Annotated in this window: 13 protein-coding genes; 12 read left to right on the top strand and 1 reads right to left on the bottom strand. The window is 59.2% G+C overall.

All coding sequences use genetic code 11. The features are described from left to right. Position 1: 1 nt before the first annotated feature. The 7 genes from ACWPM9_RS22910 (at position 2) to ACWPM9_RS22880 (ending at position 9,353) form a co-directional block, all read left to right on the top strand. Positions 2-2,254, top strand: coding sequence for a molybdopterin-dependent oxidoreductase (locus tag ACWPM9_RS22910; protein WP_484758119.1), 2,253 nt, complete (start codon positions 2-4; stop codon positions 2,252-2,254). Between the two features lies 1 nt (position 2,255). Beyond that, positions 2,256-3,035, top strand: a complete 780-nt coding sequence (locus ACWPM9_RS22905) for an SDR family oxidoreductase (protein ID WP_428188783.1) — start codon at positions 2,256-2,258, stop codon at positions 3,033-3,035. Continuing rightward, positions 2,960-4,309, top strand: a complete 1,350-nt coding sequence (locus ACWPM9_RS22900) for a D-amino acid dehydrogenase (RefSeq protein WP_484758162.1) — start codon at positions 2,960-2,962, stop codon at positions 4,307-4,309. Before ACWPM9_RS22905 ends, ACWPM9_RS22900 begins: the two co-directional genes overlap by 76 nt. 56 nt (positions 4,310-4,365) lie before the next feature. Then, complete coding sequence (locus ACWPM9_RS22895; RefSeq protein WP_428188784.1) at positions 4,366-4,740, top strand: Rid family detoxifying hydrolase; 375 nt, start codon at positions 4,366-4,368, stop codon at positions 4,738-4,740. A gap of 14 nt (positions 4,741-4,754) precedes the next feature. Beyond that, complete coding sequence (locus ACWPM9_RS22890; RefSeq protein WP_428188785.1) at positions 4,755-5,882, top strand: PLP-dependent cysteine synthase family protein; 1,128 nt, start codon at positions 4,755-4,757, stop codon at positions 5,880-5,882. 286 nt (positions 5,883-6,168) lie between these two features. Continuing rightward, positions 6,169-7,170: a TAXI family TRAP transporter solute-binding subunit gene (locus ACWPM9_RS22885; protein WP_484758118.1), complete on the top strand. Its 1,002-nt coding sequence runs from the start codon at positions 6,169-6,171 to the stop codon at positions 7,168-7,170. 101 nt (positions 7,171-7,271) lie between these two features. Then, positions 7,272-9,353, top strand: coding sequence for a TRAP transporter permease (locus ACWPM9_RS22880; RefSeq protein WP_484758117.1), 2,082 nt, complete (start codon positions 7,272-7,274; stop codon positions 9,351-9,353). 142 nt (positions 9,354-9,495) lie between these two features. On the opposite strand, the gene ACWPM9_RS22875 is transcribed toward ACWPM9_RS22880, so the two are convergent. Continuing rightward, positions 9,496-10,509 (bottom strand): LacI family DNA-binding transcriptional regulator, encoded by a 1,014-nt coding sequence (locus ACWPM9_RS22875; protein WP_484758116.1) that lies wholly within the window; start codon positions 10,507-10,509, stop codon positions 9,496-9,498. A gap of 316 nt (positions 10,510-10,825) precedes the next feature. Between ACWPM9_RS22875 and ACWPM9_RS22870 the strand changes: the two genes are divergently transcribed. The 5 genes from ACWPM9_RS22870 to ACWPM9_RS22850 all read left to right on the top strand — a co-directional run bounded on the left by ACWPM9_RS22870 (position 10,826) and on the right by ACWPM9_RS22850 (position 16,253). Next, complete coding sequence (locus ACWPM9_RS22870) at positions 10,826-12,094, top strand: ABC transporter substrate-binding protein (protein WP_428188789.1); 1,269 nt, start codon at positions 10,826-10,828, stop codon at positions 12,092-12,094. A 104-nt stretch (positions 12,095-12,198) separates the two neighbouring features. Further along, the gene (locus ACWPM9_RS22865) at positions 12,199-13,044 is read left to right on the top strand and encodes a carbohydrate ABC transporter permease (RefSeq protein WP_428188790.1); all 846 of its coding nucleotides are present in this window, start codon (positions 12,199-12,201) and stop codon (positions 13,042-13,044) included. After that, complete coding sequence (locus ACWPM9_RS22860) at positions 13,041-13,883, top strand: carbohydrate ABC transporter permease (RefSeq protein ID WP_484758115.1); 843 nt, start codon at positions 13,041-13,043, stop codon at positions 13,881-13,883. Before ACWPM9_RS22865 ends, ACWPM9_RS22860 begins: the two co-directional genes overlap by 4 nt. Before the next feature lie 32 nt (positions 13,884-13,915). After that, positions 13,916-14,959: an ABC transporter ATP-binding protein gene (locus ACWPM9_RS22855; RefSeq protein ID WP_484758114.1), complete on the top strand. Its 1,044-nt coding sequence runs from the start codon at positions 13,916-13,918 to the stop codon at positions 14,957-14,959. A gap of 7 nt (positions 14,960-14,966) precedes the next feature. Then, entirely contained in the window at positions 14,967-16,253 is a 1,287-nt protein-coding gene (locus tag ACWPM9_RS22850; protein ID WP_484758113.1) for an amylo-alpha-1,6-glucosidase, read from the top strand. Positions 16,254-16,258: the final 5 nt, after the last annotated feature.

The following is a 16,258-nucleotide window of genomic DNA, read 5'->3' as shown; positions in this document are numbered from 1 at the left end:
CTTGTCAGGCACGCATAAAATAAGCCTCTGCCATTGGGGCGCATTCGAGGCGCTGGTCGAAAACGGCCGGCTGATCGAGGCGCGTCCCTTCGGCGATGCCGGCGCCGATCCGCAAATGATCGGCGCCTGGCCAGAACTGGTCTATTCCGATCGGCGCATCGATCGTCCCTATGTGCGTGCCGGCTTCCTGAAAGGGAGCCGCGATGGCAGCAAGCGTGGCGAAGAGGAGATGGTCCCCGTCAGCTGGGACGAGGCGCTTGATCTGGTGGCGGGTGAACTGACCCGTGTCTATGCAGACCATGGTGCAGCATCCATCTTTGGCGGGTCTTACGGCTGGTCGAGCGCCGGTCGCCTGCATCATGCCCGCACGCAGGTGCGCCGTTTCCTGAGCGCTGCCGGCGGCTTTACCGATCAGGTTGGCAATTACAGCTGGGGTGCGGCCAATGTCATCCTCCCCCATGTGCTGGGTGACGCGAGTGCCGTTTCCCATGCAGCAACGAGCTGGGCAAGCATTGCGGACCACACGGATGTCGTTGTTGCCTTTGGCGGCCTGAATCCGAAGAACTGGCGTGTCACCTCGGGCGGTGCCGGTCGCCATGACATGCCCGAATTCATTCAAAAGGCCAAAGCCCGTGGCACACGCTTTGTGGTCGTATCGCCCTTTGCTGGCGATGCACCCGACGATCTGGATGCCACCTGGATTTCACCACGCCCGAACAGCGACACTGCGATCATGCTGGGCCTTGCCCATCAGGCGCTTGTCAGCGGTCGTGCAGATACCGAATTCCTGAGCCGCTATGTGACCGGACAGGACGCGTTCTTCGCCTATCTGCAAGGTAGGCATGACGGCGTCGTCAAATCGCTTGGCTGGGCTGCTGAGACGAGCGGCGTGCCGATTGGCAAGCTGGAAGCGCTCTGGCAGATGATGTCGTCCGGTCGTGTCATGCTGAGTGCAGCCTGGTCGCTGCAACGCGCCGACCACGGCGAGCAGCCGTTCTGGGCGCTGATTGCCCTTGCGGCCATGCTCGGTCAGATCGGTCTTCCGGGCGGTGGTTTCTGCTTCGGCTACGGCTCCATGAACGGCGTCGGCGCGATGGCAAGACGCGGTTATGTTCCGGTTATGAGCGGCCTGAAAAACCCGGCAAACAGCGCCATTCCAGTTGCCTGCGTGACCGATTGCCTGCTCAACCCTGGCAAGACGGTCGATTTCAACGGCCAGTCGCTTTCCTATCCCGATATCAAGCTGGTCTACTGGGCGGGCGGAAATCCGTTTCACCATGCCCAGGACCTGTTCAAGCTCGATCAGGCCTGGAAGCGTCCTGAGACGGTGATCGTGCACGAGCCGTGGTGGACGCCCACTGCCAAGCGCGCCGATATCGTGTTGCCGGCAACCACCAGTCTGGAGCGCAACGATATCGGCGGATCGTCCCGCGATCCTTACGTCTTTGCCATGCCCAAACTGATCGACCCGGTTGGCGAAGCGCGCAATGACTTCGACATTTTCTGCGCCCTTTCAGACCGTCTCGGCTGCCGCCCTGCTTTCGATGAGGGTCGCAATGAGGAAGAATGGCTGCGGCATCTGTGGGAAAATACAGAAGCCCGTGCCCGTGCCGAAGCGCTGCAGGCGCCATCCTTCGAACAGTTGTTTGCGGAGGGCTATTGGCGCGTTCCGGATCCGGAAGCTCCAGAGGTGATGCTGGAAGATTTTCGTGCCGATCCGTCCCTCAAGCCACTTGCCACGCCCTCTGGCCGGATCGAACTCTTCTCGACGGCAATCGAGGGTTTTGCCTATGCCGACTGCCCGGCGCATGCTGCCTGGCTCGAACCGGTCGAATGGCTGGGCAATGCCAAGCTCGGCGAGTTGCACCTGATAACCAACCAGCCGGAAAAGCAGTTGCATGGTCAGCTTTACCCTGTGCTTGGCAGTGACACGGCTGCGCCGGTGACGATCCATCCTGACGATGCGAATTTGCGCGGCATCGTAGATGGCCAAAAGGTCAGGCTCTTTAATGCACGCGGTGGCTGTTTTGCGACCGCCAAGGTGACCTCGTCGATCAGGCAAGGCGTATTGTTGATGCCGACCGGCGCCTGGTTTGCGCCGACTGATACCGCAGAGGGCACAGTCGAACAAAACGGCAATCCGAATGTTCTGACCGCCGATCGGCAGACCTCGTCGCTGGCCAAGGCCTGCGCGGCGCTCAGTGCCCTTGTGCGGATTGAACCGTGGGCTGCCAATACCGATCAAGGAAACTGACATGGATCTTGGAATTCGCGGGCGCAAGGCTCTGTTGACCGGTGCCAGCAAGGGCATGGGAAAAGCCTGCGCAATGGCATTGGCGGAAGAGGGCGTGGCAATCACCATCGTTGCCCGTAATCTGGATATGCTGGAACAGACGGCCACCGAAATCCGGGAACGGACGGGCGCAGAGGTCAAGGTTGTCTCAGCCGATATCACCAAACCCGAAGGCCGTGCTGCAGCCCTGGCCGCCTGCCCTTTGCCTGACATCCTCCTCAACAATGCCGGCGGTTATCCACCCGGCGACTTCCGCACATGGGAGCGCGAGGACTGGATCGGCGCTCTGGATCTGATGATGCTGGCGCCCATCGAGATGATGCGCGCCACAGTCGACGGAATGATGGAACGCGGCTTCGGCCGGGTCGTCAACATCGTCTCGCGCAGCGTCAAGATCGCGCAATTGGAACTCGGACTGTCGAATGGCGCCCGCTCCGGCCTCGTCGGCTTTACCGCGGGTCTTGCGCGTCAGACCGTTGCGCGCAACGTTACCGTCAACAACATCCTGCCCGGCATCATCGACAGCGATGCGCAGCGCGAGCATATCGCTGGTATGCTGGAAGAAGGCGGTCCAAGCTTCGATGAAATCTGGCAGCAACGCGCCAAGGGTAACCCCGCCGGCCGCTATGGTCGCACCGACGAGATCGGCGCCTATTTCGCCTTCCTCTGCAGCGACAAGGCCGGATTCGTTACCGGCCAGAATCTGCTCATCGATGGCGGCGGCTATCCCGGAACCTACTGATCGCACCTACAGGGCACGCGGGAAGAAACAAAATGAAAGTCATTATTATCGGGGCCGGCGTCGTCGGTGTGACCACAGCCTGGTATCTGACCGAGCTTGGCCATGAGGTGACCGTCGTCGAGCGGCTGCCTGGGCCTGCCGGTGAGGCAAGCTATGGCAATGCAGGCGGGATTTGCCCGAGTTTCGCAGGCCCCTGGGCCGCGCCTGGAATGCCACTCAAGGCATTGAAATGGTTGTTTGATGATTTTCCACCGCTGAAGATCCGACCACGGCTCGATTTGGCGCAATGGCGCTGGCTTTTGAGTTTTCTCGCCAACTGCAATCCGACTAGCTTTGCCGAAAACAAGTCCAGCATGCAGCGCATTGCTCACTATAGCCGTCATTGCCTGAGCGAACTTCGTCTCAAGACTGGCATCCGGTTCGATGAAGCTGACAAGGGCGTATTACAGGTCTTCCAGACCGAGGAAGAGGCAGAAGGCGGACGCCGCTCCGCCAAGGTCCTGATGGAGCTTGGCATCGCCCACCGCTTCGTCGAGACGCCGGAGATCATGCGTCTCGAGCCGGCGTTGAAACAGGCCGATGCGTCCTTTGCCGGCGGACTCCATTTGCCCGAAGACGGCACCGGCGACAGCCATCTGTTCACACGGGCGCTTGCAGATTTGCTGATCGCTCGCGGCTGCCGTTTTCATTTCAATACGACCGTCACGGCGCTCGAAAGGGACGGTGGCAAGATTGCCCGCATTCGCACCCGCTCTGAGGAGGCCCGCGACAGCGAAATGAGCGCGGATGCTTTCGTGCTTGCAGCTGGAGCCTTTGCGCCTTCGCTGCTGAAGCCGCTCGGCATTGATCTGCCCGTCTACCCGGTCAAGGGATACTCGATCACAGCAGCCATTTCTGACGACCAAGCCGCACCGGTCTCGTCTGTCATGGACGAGCATTCCAAGGTCATGGTCACGCGTCTTGGCAATCGCTTGCGCGCCGCCGGCGTGGCCGAAATCGCTGGCTATGACAGGGCCTTGAGGCCCGAAGCCCGCACGGGTCTGATTGGACGTGTCAAAACGCTGTTTCCCGATGCCTGCGACTACGAACAGATCGAGTTCTGGTGCGGTTTTCGTCCGATGACGCCGGGTGGACCGGCCAAGGTTGGGCCAACGCAATTTGCCAATCTCTATCTCAATGCCGGTCATGGTTCCAATGGATGGACGCAATCCTGCGGAACCGCGCGCATTCTCGCTGACCTGATGTCAGGGCGCAGACCGGATGTTGAACTTTGATGTAAATTCATAGAAGTCTAGCCCCGGTATCAGACACACGAAAGGACCTCCTCATCATGAACGCTATCTCCACAGACAAGGCACCTGCCGCCATCGGCCCCTACTCCCAGGCTGTTCGCCATGGCGACCTGCTGTTTGTTTCCGGCCAGCTGCCGATCGATCCGGCCACCGGCGAGTTTGCAGCCGAGGATGCGGTTGGTCAGATGCAGCAGTGCATGAAGAATATTGCGGCCATTGCTGAAGCTGCCGGCACGGACATCTCCAAGACCATCAAGACGACGATCCTGCTGACCGATCTCTCCGGTTTCGCTGCAATCAACGAAGCCTATGGCGCTGCCTTCACCGCACCTTATCCGGCTCGCGCCACCTTCGAAGTTTCGGCATTGCCAAAGGGTGCCAAGGTCGAAGTTGAAGCCGTCATCGCCATCTGATCGGACACATAGCCATGACATCCCCTTCCATTGCCTGCCCCAACATTACCGAGCTTCCCGCAAGCGAGGATCGTGTCTGGGCGCGCGAGGCCATTGCACTGCTCCAGGGCGACGGTCGGCGTTCTGCCGATACCCATCTCGTCAATCCTGTCTTTCCGGGGCTGAAGGGGATTTCGATCTATCTGAAGGATGAATCGACCCATCCGACGGGAAGCCTGAAACACCGGCTTGCCCGCTCTCTCTTTCTTTACGGCATCTGCAATGGCCGTATCCGCAAGGGCACCACGCTGGTCGAAGCGTCTTCCGGTTCGACGGCAGTCAGTGAAAGCTATTTCGCCCACCTGCTCGATCTGCCTTTCATTGCGGTGATGCCGCATAGCACCAGCCGGCAGAAGATCGAGGCTATCGAACGTTTCGGCGGGCGCTGCCATTTCGTCGATAATCCGGGCGAGGTCTACGACGTCGCCGCGCGGCTGGCTGCCGAAGCCGGTGGTTACTATCTCGACCAGTTCACCTATGCCGAACGCGCCACCGACTGGCGTGGCAACAACAATATTGCCGAGTCCATTTTCCAGCAGATGGAGGGTGAGGTTCATCCCCATCCGACCTGGGTGGTCATGTCTGCCGGCACCGGCGGCACCTCGGCAACGCTCGGGCGCTATATACGCTATCGCAATTTCCCGACGCGCCTTTGTGTCGTCGATGTTGAACATTCAGCCTTTTACGATGCCTGGCATAGCGGCGACATGAAGGCCACGTCCGCTCGCCCCTCGCGGATTGAAGGCATCGGGCGACCGCGTGTCGAGCCGTCCTTTGTGCCCGGCGTGATCGACCACATGATCCGTATTCCGGACGCGGCCTCGATTGCCGCCATGCATGTGCTGTCGGAAAGACTGTTCCGCCGCGTCGGCGGGTCGACCGGCACCAATTTCTTCGGTGTTTGCTGGATTGCCAGCTGCATGCTGGAGGCCGGTGAAAAGGGATCGCTGGTTTCGCTTATCTGCGACAGCGGTGACCGCTACACATCGACCTACTACAATCCGGAATGGCTTGCCGCCAACGGTATCGATATCGCGCCCTATCGCGAGATGATCGAGACATTCCTGGACTCAGGCCAATTTACGCTTCCGGTAGAGACTTGAGAAATCAACGCCGACGCGTATGAGCTTGGCTTAAGTCAATGCATGGATTTTCCGAAATCGAGCGGCAAGGAACGTGAAAGAGTAGTTTTGCACTTTCAAAACAACCTTAAGTAGATACCGGAAGAACACGCTGAAGGCGTGCAATTCGGGCAATGCAATTTCTAATCAATGTGAATTCTTTCCTGGCCGTTAAACAACGTCCGGGAGAACGACTCCGCTGTCTTGCAGCTGCGCAAAAACGCACTTAAGCTTAGCCAAAATTGCAAGATCATAAGAGGGAGTTACCATGAAACACTACAAATTCATCGCGGGCGCAGCACTGGTTCTGGGGCTGGCAACAACCGCAATGGCGCAGGACATTTCCTTCTTCCGGATCGGCACCGGCGGGACAGCCGGGACTTACTATCCAATTGGCGGACTGTTGGCCAATGCGATTTCAAGCCCACCCGGTTCGCGCCCTTGCGAAGAAGGCGGCTCATGCGGTGTGCCCGGTCTCGTGGCCTCGGCGCTGTCGTCCAACGGCTCTGTTGCCAATATCAACGCCATTGCCGGCGGTTCGCTGGAATCCGGTTTTGCCCAGTCTGACGTTGCCACCTGGGCCTACACGGGAACGGGCATCTGGGATGGCAAGCCTGCCGTCGAGAAGCTGCGCGCCATTGCCAACCTTTACCCGGAAAGCATCCACCTTGTAGCTAGCGCCGGTTCCGGCATCAACAGCGTTGCCGACCTCAAGGGAAAGCGCGTTTCCATGGATGAGCCTGGCTCGGGTACGCTGGTTGATGCACGCATCATCCTGGAAGGCTACGGCCTTTCGGAATCCGACATTTCGGCAGAATTCCTCAAGCCCGATCAGGCCGCTGACCGCATGCGCGATGGTGCCATGGATGCGTTTTTCTTCGTGGGCGGCTTTCCGGCCGGCGCGATTGCAGAACTGGCCAGCCAGCATGACGTGAAGTTGGTACCAATTTCCTGCGACGAGGCTCCCTCGATCTGCGAGAAATACACCTTCTTCGCCTCCAACACGATTCCGGCCGGCACCTATGAGGGCAGCGACGCCGACGTGAAGACCCTGGCGGTCGGTGCGCAGTGGATCACCAGTGCTGACCAGCCGGAAGACCTGATCTACGGCATCACCAAGGCTCTGTGGAACGACAACACTCGCAAGCAGCTCGATGCGGGCCATTCCAAGGGCAAGGTCATCACCAAGGAAAATGCCTTGAACGGCATTGGCATTCCGCTGCATCCGGGCGCTGAGAAGTTCTACAAGGAAGCAGGCCTTCTGAAGTAAGCATCTGGTTACCTGGCCTTGGCCACGTAGCGATCTGATGAGGGCCGTGCAGCCGATGCACGGCCCTTTCTTTCCCATATTTGCAAAAGAGGCAGGTGCCTATGACCGGCGATCAGAACAGGCAGGATACGGCTGAGGACGTCAAACACATGACGGCCGACGAGCTGCAGGCAATCGAAGAAACCTTCGATCCGGAGATGCGGTTTCGCACTCTTGCCTGGCCCATGACCCTGATTACGGCGGCAATCCTGTTTCTGCTGTCGTGCTATCACTTCTACACCGCAGGCTTCGGTATCCCGCAGGCAACGGTTCACCGCGGCCTTCATTTGGGCGTCACCTTGCTAGTGGTTTTCCTCAGCTTTTCTGCCTTCGGCAAGAAGGAGATCAAGCCTGGCATCCTGTCGCCCTTCGGTTTGCCATTGATAGACTGGGTCCTGGGCATAGCCGGGCTGATGGCTGCCCTCTATGTGCCTTGGATCTACAGCGATCTCGCCTTCCGCGTCGGCAATCCACTCCCGATCGACATCATCATGGGGACAATTCTGATTGTCGTTCTATTGGAAGCGGTTCGCCGCTCCATGGGCTGGCCGCTCCCCGTCATCGCGCTTCTTTTCATTGCCTATGCCTATTTTGGCAAGTCGATGCCGGGCATCCTCGTTCATCCGGGTGCCAGCTGGTCGAATATCGTCAACCACCTCTATCTGACATCGCAGGGCATCTACGGCACGGCCCTTGGCGTCATTGCCACCTATGTGTTTCATTTCGTGCTGTTCGGTGTGATGGCGACACGCATCGGACTTGGTCAGTTATTCATTGACGTGGCATCGGCCTTGGCCGGTCGCTATGCCGGTGGCCCTGCCAAGGTCTCGGTGCTTTCCTCCGCATTGCTCGGTTCGATTTCGGGATCGTCTATTGCGAATACGGTGACAACCGGGGCTCTCACCATTCCCGCGATGATCCGTATCGGCTATCCCCGCCACTTCGCCGCAGCCGTGGAAGCCGCCGCCTCGACCGGCGGTCAGATCACGCCACCAGTCATGGGTGCCGTCGCATTCCTCATGATCGAATATCTGGGCCTGCCGCTCACCACCATTCTGACCGCGGCGCTCGTTCCGGCTTTCATGCACTTCTTCGGCGTTCTGGTTCAGGTCCATCTGGAAGCGCGCCGCCTGGGTCTGCGTGGACTGTCTCCAGAGGAAATTCCCAATGCGTGGAAGGTACTGAAAAAGGGCTGGCTGACAGTTGTGCCGCTGCTGCTTCTGGTGGCAGTGCTGCTGTCCGGTCGCACACCCTTTGCTGCGGCCTTCTGGTCGATCACAGCCTGCATCGTGGTCCTGATCATCCAGCAGGTGCGTGCAAGCGGCATCGTCGATGGTCTGCGTGGTACCGCCCATGGCGTATGGGAAGGCTTTATCCTTGGCGCCAAGCAATCGCTGTCCGTCACAGCCGCCGCGGCACTGGTGGGCGTGGTGATTGGCGTGGTGACCCTGACCGGCGTTGGCTTCAAGATCGCCTATATGGTGACCAGCGTTGCGCAGGACTGGGCCGGTTCGATCCACGGCCTGCTGGCATTCCTGCCATTCGAACTGATGGGCGTGCCGACACTCACACTGCTCTTCACCCTGATGCTGACCGCCATCGTCTGCATCCTGATGGGCTGCGGCATTCCGACAACCGCGAACTATATCATCATGGTTGCCGTTGCAGCACCGATCCTCGGCATGCTCGGCGTCCAGCCTCTGGTCGCCCATTTCTTCGTGTTCTACTATGGCGTTCTGGCGGATGTGACCCCACCGGTTGCGATGGCGGCCTATGCGGGAGCGGGCATCGCCGGCGCCAATGCCTTCAAGGCCGGCAATACCGCATTCCGTCTCAGCATGGGCAAGGCACTGGTTCCCTTCGTCTTCGCCTTCCAGCCGGCACTGCTGCTGGTCACCGATAACTTTACCTGGACGGCCTTCTTCCTGGCCTTCAGCGGAACGGTTCTGGGTATCTGGGCACTGGCGGCGGCGGTATCCAACTGGCTCTTCGCCCCGCTTTACTGGTACGAGCGTATTGCCCTGGTTCTGGCCGCAATTCTCCTGGTCGCACCGGATCTGATCGCCACGGTCATCGGTCTTCTGCTGATGGCACCGATTGCCGTAAGGCAGTTGCTGTTGAACAAGAGGGCTGCTGCGGCTTAGAGGTCGGGCCAAAGCATGTCATGCCAGGTACAATTTTCGGACGCTGAATTCCAATCGATTCAGCGTCCGATTTGCGATCGGGCATGGACTTCGACAGTCGAGGCGCTAGACAGCCTGAAACCCCCATAACAAGGCTTCAGATTCAGTCTGCAACAGGGGCAGCAGTCGTCTCACGCACGATCAATTCCGCAGACACTTCGGAGATACTCACGGGCATGCCGGGCTCCCGCAAGCGGTCCAGCAGAACCAGCGCCAGCCGCCGTCCCAACTGATAGGGACTGACGGCCATGGTGGTCAGTGTAGGCGTTGCCATCGCGGCGTCCTCGATATCGTCGAATCCCGTTATCGAGATATCTCGTCCGGGTTGTAATCCCGACCGCATCAGCGACAAGCATGCCCCAAGGGCAACCGTATCGCTGTTGCAGACGACTGCGGTTATCTCTGGATGCGCTCGCCGCAATTCGAGCATCGCCTTCAACCCGGCCGGTTTTTTGTCGTCGGAATCCCAGATCACCGGAACGCCAAGATTTCTGTCGGATATCATGCTCGCATATCCGGCGATCCGCTCCTTGCGCACATCGGTCATAGTCGTTCCGCCCAGAAAGGCGATATTGCGATGACCAAGATCGGCCAGATGGTTCGTCGCGCGTGCGGTTGCCTCGGCGTTGCGAATACCCACGTGATCGAAGGCGCTTTGGTCGGGGCGGCGCAGAAACGTCACGGTCGGGACGGCGTGCGTTGCAAGAAAGTCGAGTGTTTTCTCGGTCGTACCAACCGCCGGCACCCAGAGAAGTCCTCCACGTCCATTGCGAATGAATGCTTCAAGCTGGCGATCCTGACGGCTCAGATCGTCGCGCGCGTCCAACACCGAAACGAGATAGCCTTCGGCCTCCAGAAGATCGCTGACACCGCTGATGACCTCGGCATTGAACGGATTGGAGATCTGGTGGATCACGAGTCCGATTTCGCTGTTCTTGCCCGATCGCATCGAGGCAGCTCGTGCATCCGGGACATAGTGCAGCCGGGCGGCAGCTTGCAGGACTTTCTTGCGCGTCTCCTCCGATATCCGGCCCGTCCCGCGCATGACCTGGCTGACGGTCGGGATCGAAACGCCGGCTTCCTTCGCTACGGTCTCCAGTGTCGGCTTGCCTGCCATCGATGGACGCGCCTTTGATACAACGATTTCGCGAATGACGCTGCCATTTAGGCGTAAATGCTCAGCAGATCAACAGCTTCACCCGCAGTCACGACAGCGGATGACTGGTCTCGCGGGAGTTTGGCGTTGACTTGGATATAACGATGTACCATGATTTCGACATTCAGCCATGGAGGTCGCTGAGTGCATCTGATGCCAGCAATATGACATCGGGCCGCATGCCAAGGTAGCTGGTCGCCAATCGGTGACGAGGCTGTCAGAAAAATGCGCATCGGAGGGGAGTCCGGTGCTCGAAATGCATCTTTGGGAGGAATTCATGACTGTGAGATACACGCTCGCTGGCGCCGTTTCCGGCTTGGCCATTCTATGCTCCGCCGCCATTGCCCAGGCAGACATCCTGTTCTGGTCGACGCAGGCACGGCCGGTCGAAGAAGCGCAGGCCATGCGCGAAGAAGTCTTGAGCGGCGCACCGGAGAAAGTTGACTATCAGCCCAATGAAGATGGCCCCTGGTTGACCCGTCTTCAGGCTGAGCTTCAGGCCAATTCGGGATCGATCGGCACTTTGGGTGCCCTGCATGGCAATTTCTCGGCATTGGATCCGGAAAACCTTGTCGATCTGGATGATCTCGGTGTCACGGCCAAGAGCGAGACCTTCAACACACTTGCCAAGCTTGGCACCGAGCACATGCAATATGTCCCGTGGATGCAGGCAACCTACATCATGGCCGCCAATAAGAAGGCGCTGGAATTTTTGCCCGAAGGCGCCGACATCGATGCTCTGACCTATGATCAGTTGATCGAATGGACCGCAAAGGTTCAGGACGCGACGGGCGAACCCAAGTTCGGCTTTCCGGCTGGACCGAAGGGCCTCAAACATCGCTTCTTCCAGGGCTATCTCTATCCGTCCTACACCAATGGTGTTGTGCGCACCTTTGCCTCCGATGGTGCTGTAACCGCATGGGAAAAATTCCGCGAGCTCTGGACGCATACCAACCCCGCCTCGACCAACTTTTCCTTCATGCAGGAACAGCTTTTGTCTGGCGATGCATGGATCGTTTTTGACCACACCTCCCGTCTCGCGCAGGCATTTAATGAACGTCCGGATGATTTCGTCGCCTTCCCTGCGCCCGCAGGACCGGAGGGTCGCGGCTTCATGCCTGTGCTGGCCGGTATCGCCATTCCAAAGACGGCACCCGATATGGATGCGTCCAAGGCGCTGGTGAAATATATGCTCGCACCCGAAACCCAGATTGCGACGCTGCGGGCGACAAGCTTCTTCCCGGTGATCGACGTCGATCTGCCGGATGACCTGCCGCCTGCGGTCAAGGCTGCCGGTGCGGCAGTTGCAAAAATGAGTGGATCAGCGGACGCAAATCCCGGTCTCCTGCCCGCTGGGCTCGGCGAAAAGGGCGGCGAGTTCAACCGTATCTTCGTCGACAGTTTTGAGCGCATCGTTTTGGCCGGTCAGGACATCAGGTCGGTTCTGGACGATGAGAAGGTTCAGCTGAAAGCGATCATGGAGGAAACCGGCGCGCCTTGCTGGGCACCCGATGCACCATCTGAGGGTGCATGCCCGGTCGAATGATTGGCACATCCTTGTGAGATCCATCGCGTCCGGGCTTCTTGCGGCCCGGACAATGCCGCCCTGATTTGCAAAAGAGCGCTTTGCGCAAGCATGGGAGCGATCCAATGAACGCTCGAATTCTGCCCTATGTGCTGATCCTGCCGGTCACGCTGTTTCTGGGGGTGTTCTTCGTCTATCCCTTTGTGCTGGTCGCGCAACAGGCCTTCAGCACCGGCGCGGGCTTGACCATGGATAACTTCCGTGAGGTTGTCGGTTACTGGAAGTTTCCGATCTCGCTGAAAAACACTCTGTTGCTTGCAGCGCTCGTCGTGCCCGTTCAACTGGCACTGTCCCTGTTGATGGCGACGATGGTCAGTCGCATGAACCGGGGACGCGATATGGTTCTCTATATCTGGACAATTCCGCTCGGCATCTCCGATCTTGCGGCGGGCATCATCTGGCTTGCGATCTTCGACCAGTCGGGCTTTCTGAATTCGATGATGAGTGGACTTGGCCTGGTTGATCGCCCTGTCAACTTTCTCTCCTACCAACATCCGGGGATCGTATTTGCCGCCATTGCGCTCGCCGAAATCTGGCGCGCCACGGCGATCATGCTTGTCATCCTCGTGGCCGGCATTGGTTTGATACCCAGGGAATATTATGAGGCCGCCGAGGTGTTCGGAGCCTCGCGCTGGAAGCAGTTCTTGCGCATCACCCTTCCCTTGCTCAGGCCGTCCTTGCAGACCGCGCTCATCCTGCGTGTCGTGCTGGCCTTCGAAGTCTTCGCTGTGGTCGCAGCCCTCGGAGGCACACTCTTTCCCGTGCTCATGGGTGAGATCTATTCCTACCAGTTCAGTCTCCAGAACAATGGCGCGGCGGCGGCCCTGGCCCTGATCGTACTTGCCATCTCGATTGCCTTCACCCTGATCATTCTGCGCGTCTTGCGCGTGCCGAAGGGAGCCTCGATATGACCGCTTCCGTTGCGACCCCCGCGCAGGTTGCCTCGACCCGCAGAACCGGGCGCACTGTCTATGTCGCCTCGGTCATTCTGCTGTGCGCCTGGGTGATCGTTCCGCTCTATCTGCTGTTCATCAACACGCTGTCCTCACCGGAAACGGTCAACAGCTTTCCCAAATCCTTCATTCCTGAATTCGATCTTGGCAGCCTGACCTTCTTTGCCAGTTTCAACGGCATGCTCACTGCCTTGAAGAATTCGCTTCTCGTCGCCGGAATGACAATGGTGCTGTCGATCGCCATCGGCGCGCCGGCAGGCTATGCCCTGTCGCGGTTCGATTTTCGTGGCAAGGAAGTGTTTCGTATGTTGATCCTTCTCACCCGTGCCTTTCCGCTGCCGCTACTGGCGCTTCCGCTTGCGGTCCTCTTCATCCGCACCGGTCTCGACGACACGGCCTTCGGGCTTGCCCTCGTACACACCACATTGGCAATCCCCTTTGCCGTCCTGATCACCTTTTCGCTGTTTTCCGGAATTCCGGTTGAGCTGGAGGAAGCCGCCTGGACGCTTGGATGTACGCGGTTTACCGCCTTCACCAAGGTGGTCCTGCCTCTCATCCTGCCCGGCATCACGGCGTCCGCGATCTTCGCCTTTGTAATCTCGTGGAACGAGGTTTTTGCCGCAGCCGTTCTGACCATCGAAAACCGCACCCTGCCCGCCTTTTTGCTGCAAACGCTCGGCGAAGCACCGCTGCATCTGAAATTCGCAGGCGGCTTCATCCTCGTTGTCCCGGCGCTGATCTTTATTTTCGCCGTGCGCAAATACCTCTTCGCCATGTGGGGCATCGCCAACCGCTGAGCGGAGCGCGCCTAGACAAAGGAACCAGTCAAATGGCTGAAATTCGTATCAAGAACGTCGCCAAGACCTTCGGCGCTTACCAAGCGCTTCATGATATCAACCTGACCATTGCCGATCAGGAATTCATGGTCCTGCTCGGTGCCTCAGGCTGCGGAAAGACAACGCTTTTACGCATTGTAGCGGGACTTGCGACGGCCAGCACCGGCGAAGTCTGGATCGGGGGCAGGCGCGTGGACCATCTGCCGCCGAAAGACCGGGGCATTGCCATGGTGTTCCAGAACTATGCGGTTTTTCCCCACCTCACGGTGTTCGAAAACATCGCCTTTGGTCTGCGCATGAAGAAGATGCCGAATGATGAGGTCACGCGGCGGGTCGAGCGTACCGCGACGCTCATGCATATCGAACAGCTGCTGAAGCGCTATTCAGGCGAATTGTCGGGCGGGCAGCGGCAGCGTGTTGCCGTCGCCCGAGCGCTCGCAATGGAGCCGGACGTTATCCTGATGGACGAGCCGCTGTCCAATCTCGATGCGCTTCTGAGGCTCGAAATGCGCGCCGAACTCAAAGGCGTACTCGCCGACAGCAAGACGACGGCGATCTATGTCACGCATGACCAGGTGGAGGCCATGAGCCTTGCCGATCGCATCAGCGTCATGCACCAGGGCAAGATCGTACAGGCGGCGACGCCAATTGAGGTCTATCGCAGTCCTGCCGCAGAATTCGTCGGCAGTTTCATTGGCAACCCGCCGATGAATTTCATCAAGGCGACACCCGCCGGTGACGGAAAATGGCGTGTTGCCGGTGAAATCATCGATGGTCCGCGCACCGATAAACCGGCATTGCAATTTGCAATCCGTCCGGAAGATATCCGCCCTGCCGAACACGGATTGACGGCAACGGCAAAGGTGGTGGAGCCGCTGGGTGCGCATCTTCTGGTCACCTGCGACGTGGACGGCAGACCCTTCCGCGCGGTGCTGGACAGCGATCTGACCGTGCGCCCGGGCGATACTTTGACCTTGGCACCGCAAGCCGATCGTATCCGCTGGTTCGATCCTGAAACCACCCTAGCCTTGGCCTGAGATACAGATGAGAGATGCATTGATCGAACAGGCGGTGCAGGTGCTGCGCCGCAACGACCGGGGTACGTATACGGTGCCGACCCACGGCCTCTATCCGTTCCAATGGAACTGGGATAGTGCGCTCAGCGCCCTCGGCTTCGCCCATTTCGACGAGGTTCGGGCCTGGACCGAGATCGACACGCTTTTTGCCCATCAATGGGAAGACGGCATGGTGCCGCATGTCATCTTTCATGAACGCGACGAGGGCTATTTTCCCGGACCCGATGTATGGGCAACTAGCCGAAAGGTTCCCACGTCCGGCATCACCCAGCCCCCGGTGGCTGCCTTTACGGTTCGTCGCCTGTTCGACCGGGCAAAGGACAAGACCCTGGCCAGAGAGAGAGCCAAGGCCCTGCTGCCTCAGCTTCATGCCTGGCATCAATGGTTCTTCCGTGCCCGCGACCCCAAGGGGAGTGGTCTGGTCGCTATCATTCACCCGTGGGAGTCCGGTCGCGACAACTCGGTGGACTGGGATATCGCGCTTTCACGCGTACCGACGGACGGTGTCGAACCCTTCACACGCCGGGACATCCAGCATGCCGATCCGGCACATAGACCGACCCGGGCGCAATATGAGCGCTATATCTGGTTGGTGCAGACCTTCCGCAGCCTTGGGTGGGATAACACCAGACTGCATGATGCCTCGCCGTTTCAGGTCGTCGATCCCGGCTTCAACGCCATCCTGATCCGCTCTTGTGCGGACCTGGCGGATCTCGCGGAGCAACTGGATGAACCGGATATCGCTCGGCAGTCTCGCGACTTGGCAGAGCGTGGCAGTGCCGCCATGGAGACGCTTTGGAGCAGGGCGCATGGGCAGTATCTCTGTCTGGACCGGACTACTGGCAGCCTGATCGACAGCCCCTCGGTCGGCGGACTTCTGGCCGCCTTCGCGGCAATTCCGGCGGACAGGGCCGCGAGCATTTCCCGACGTATCGAAAAACTGGGTGAAACCGCACAATTCCTGATCCCCAGTCATGATCCGACGACGGCCGAATTCGATGACCTGCGCTACTGGCGTGGCCCGGCCTGGCTGATCGTCAACTACATGATCGCCGACGGACTTCTCGCTGCTGGCCAAAGTGACATGGTCGATCGCATCATCGCCGACAGTATCCGCTTGATCGAACTCAGCGGCTTTGCCGAATATTACAGCCCGATCACCGCCGCGCCCTGCGGCGGCGCGCATTTTACCTGGACAGCCGCCATGGTTCTCGAATTCCTGGCCAGTCCGACGCCCGGTCCATCTTTGCCGTAGTTATC

Source organism: Agrobacterium sp. H141, from assembly GCF_057158725.1.
The sequence above is the reverse complement of the archived record's forward strand: the minus strand, read 5'-3'. Positions and strand labels throughout refer to the sequence as shown.

Excerpts from the sequence above, each read along its gene's own strand:
- ACWPM9_RS22890 (WP_428188785.1), top strand. The coding sequence starts at position 4,755 with ATGACATCCCCTTCCATTGCCTGCCCCAACATTACCGAGCTTCCCGCA.
- ACWPM9_RS22865 (WP_428188790.1), top strand. The coding sequence starts at position 12,199 with ATGAACGCTCGAATTCTGCCCTATGTGCTGATCCTGCCGGTCACGCTG.
- ACWPM9_RS22850 (WP_484758113.1), top strand. The coding sequence starts at position 14,967 with ATGAGAGATGCATTGATCGAACAGGCGGTGCAGGTGCTGCGCCGCAAC.
- ACWPM9_RS22855 (WP_484758114.1), top strand. The coding sequence starts at position 13,916 with ATGGCTGAAATTCGTATCAAGAACGTCGCCAAGACCTTCGGCGCTTAC.
- ACWPM9_RS22875 (WP_484758116.1), bottom strand. The coding sequence starts at position 10,509 with ATGGCAGGCAAGCCGACACTGGAGACCGTAGCGAAGGAAGCCGGCGTT.
- ACWPM9_RS22905 (WP_428188783.1), top strand. The coding sequence starts at position 2,256 with ATGGATCTTGGAATTCGCGGGCGCAAGGCTCTGTTGACCGGTGCCAGC.
- ACWPM9_RS22880 (WP_484758117.1), top strand. The coding sequence starts at position 7,272 with ATGACCGGCGATCAGAACAGGCAGGATACGGCTGAGGACGTCAAACAC.
- ACWPM9_RS22885 (WP_484758118.1), top strand. The coding sequence starts at position 6,169 with ATGAAACACTACAAATTCATCGCGGGCGCAGCACTGGTTCTGGGGCTG.
- ACWPM9_RS22870 (WP_428188789.1), top strand. The coding sequence starts at position 10,826 with ATGACTGTGAGATACACGCTCGCTGGCGCCGTTTCCGGCTTGGCCATT.
- ACWPM9_RS22860 (WP_484758115.1), top strand. The coding sequence starts at position 13,041 with ATGACCGCTTCCGTTGCGACCCCCGCGCAGGTTGCCTCGACCCGCAGA.
- ACWPM9_RS22895 (WP_428188784.1), top strand. The coding sequence starts at position 4,366 with ATGAACGCTATCTCCACAGACAAGGCACCTGCCGCCATCGGCCCCTAC.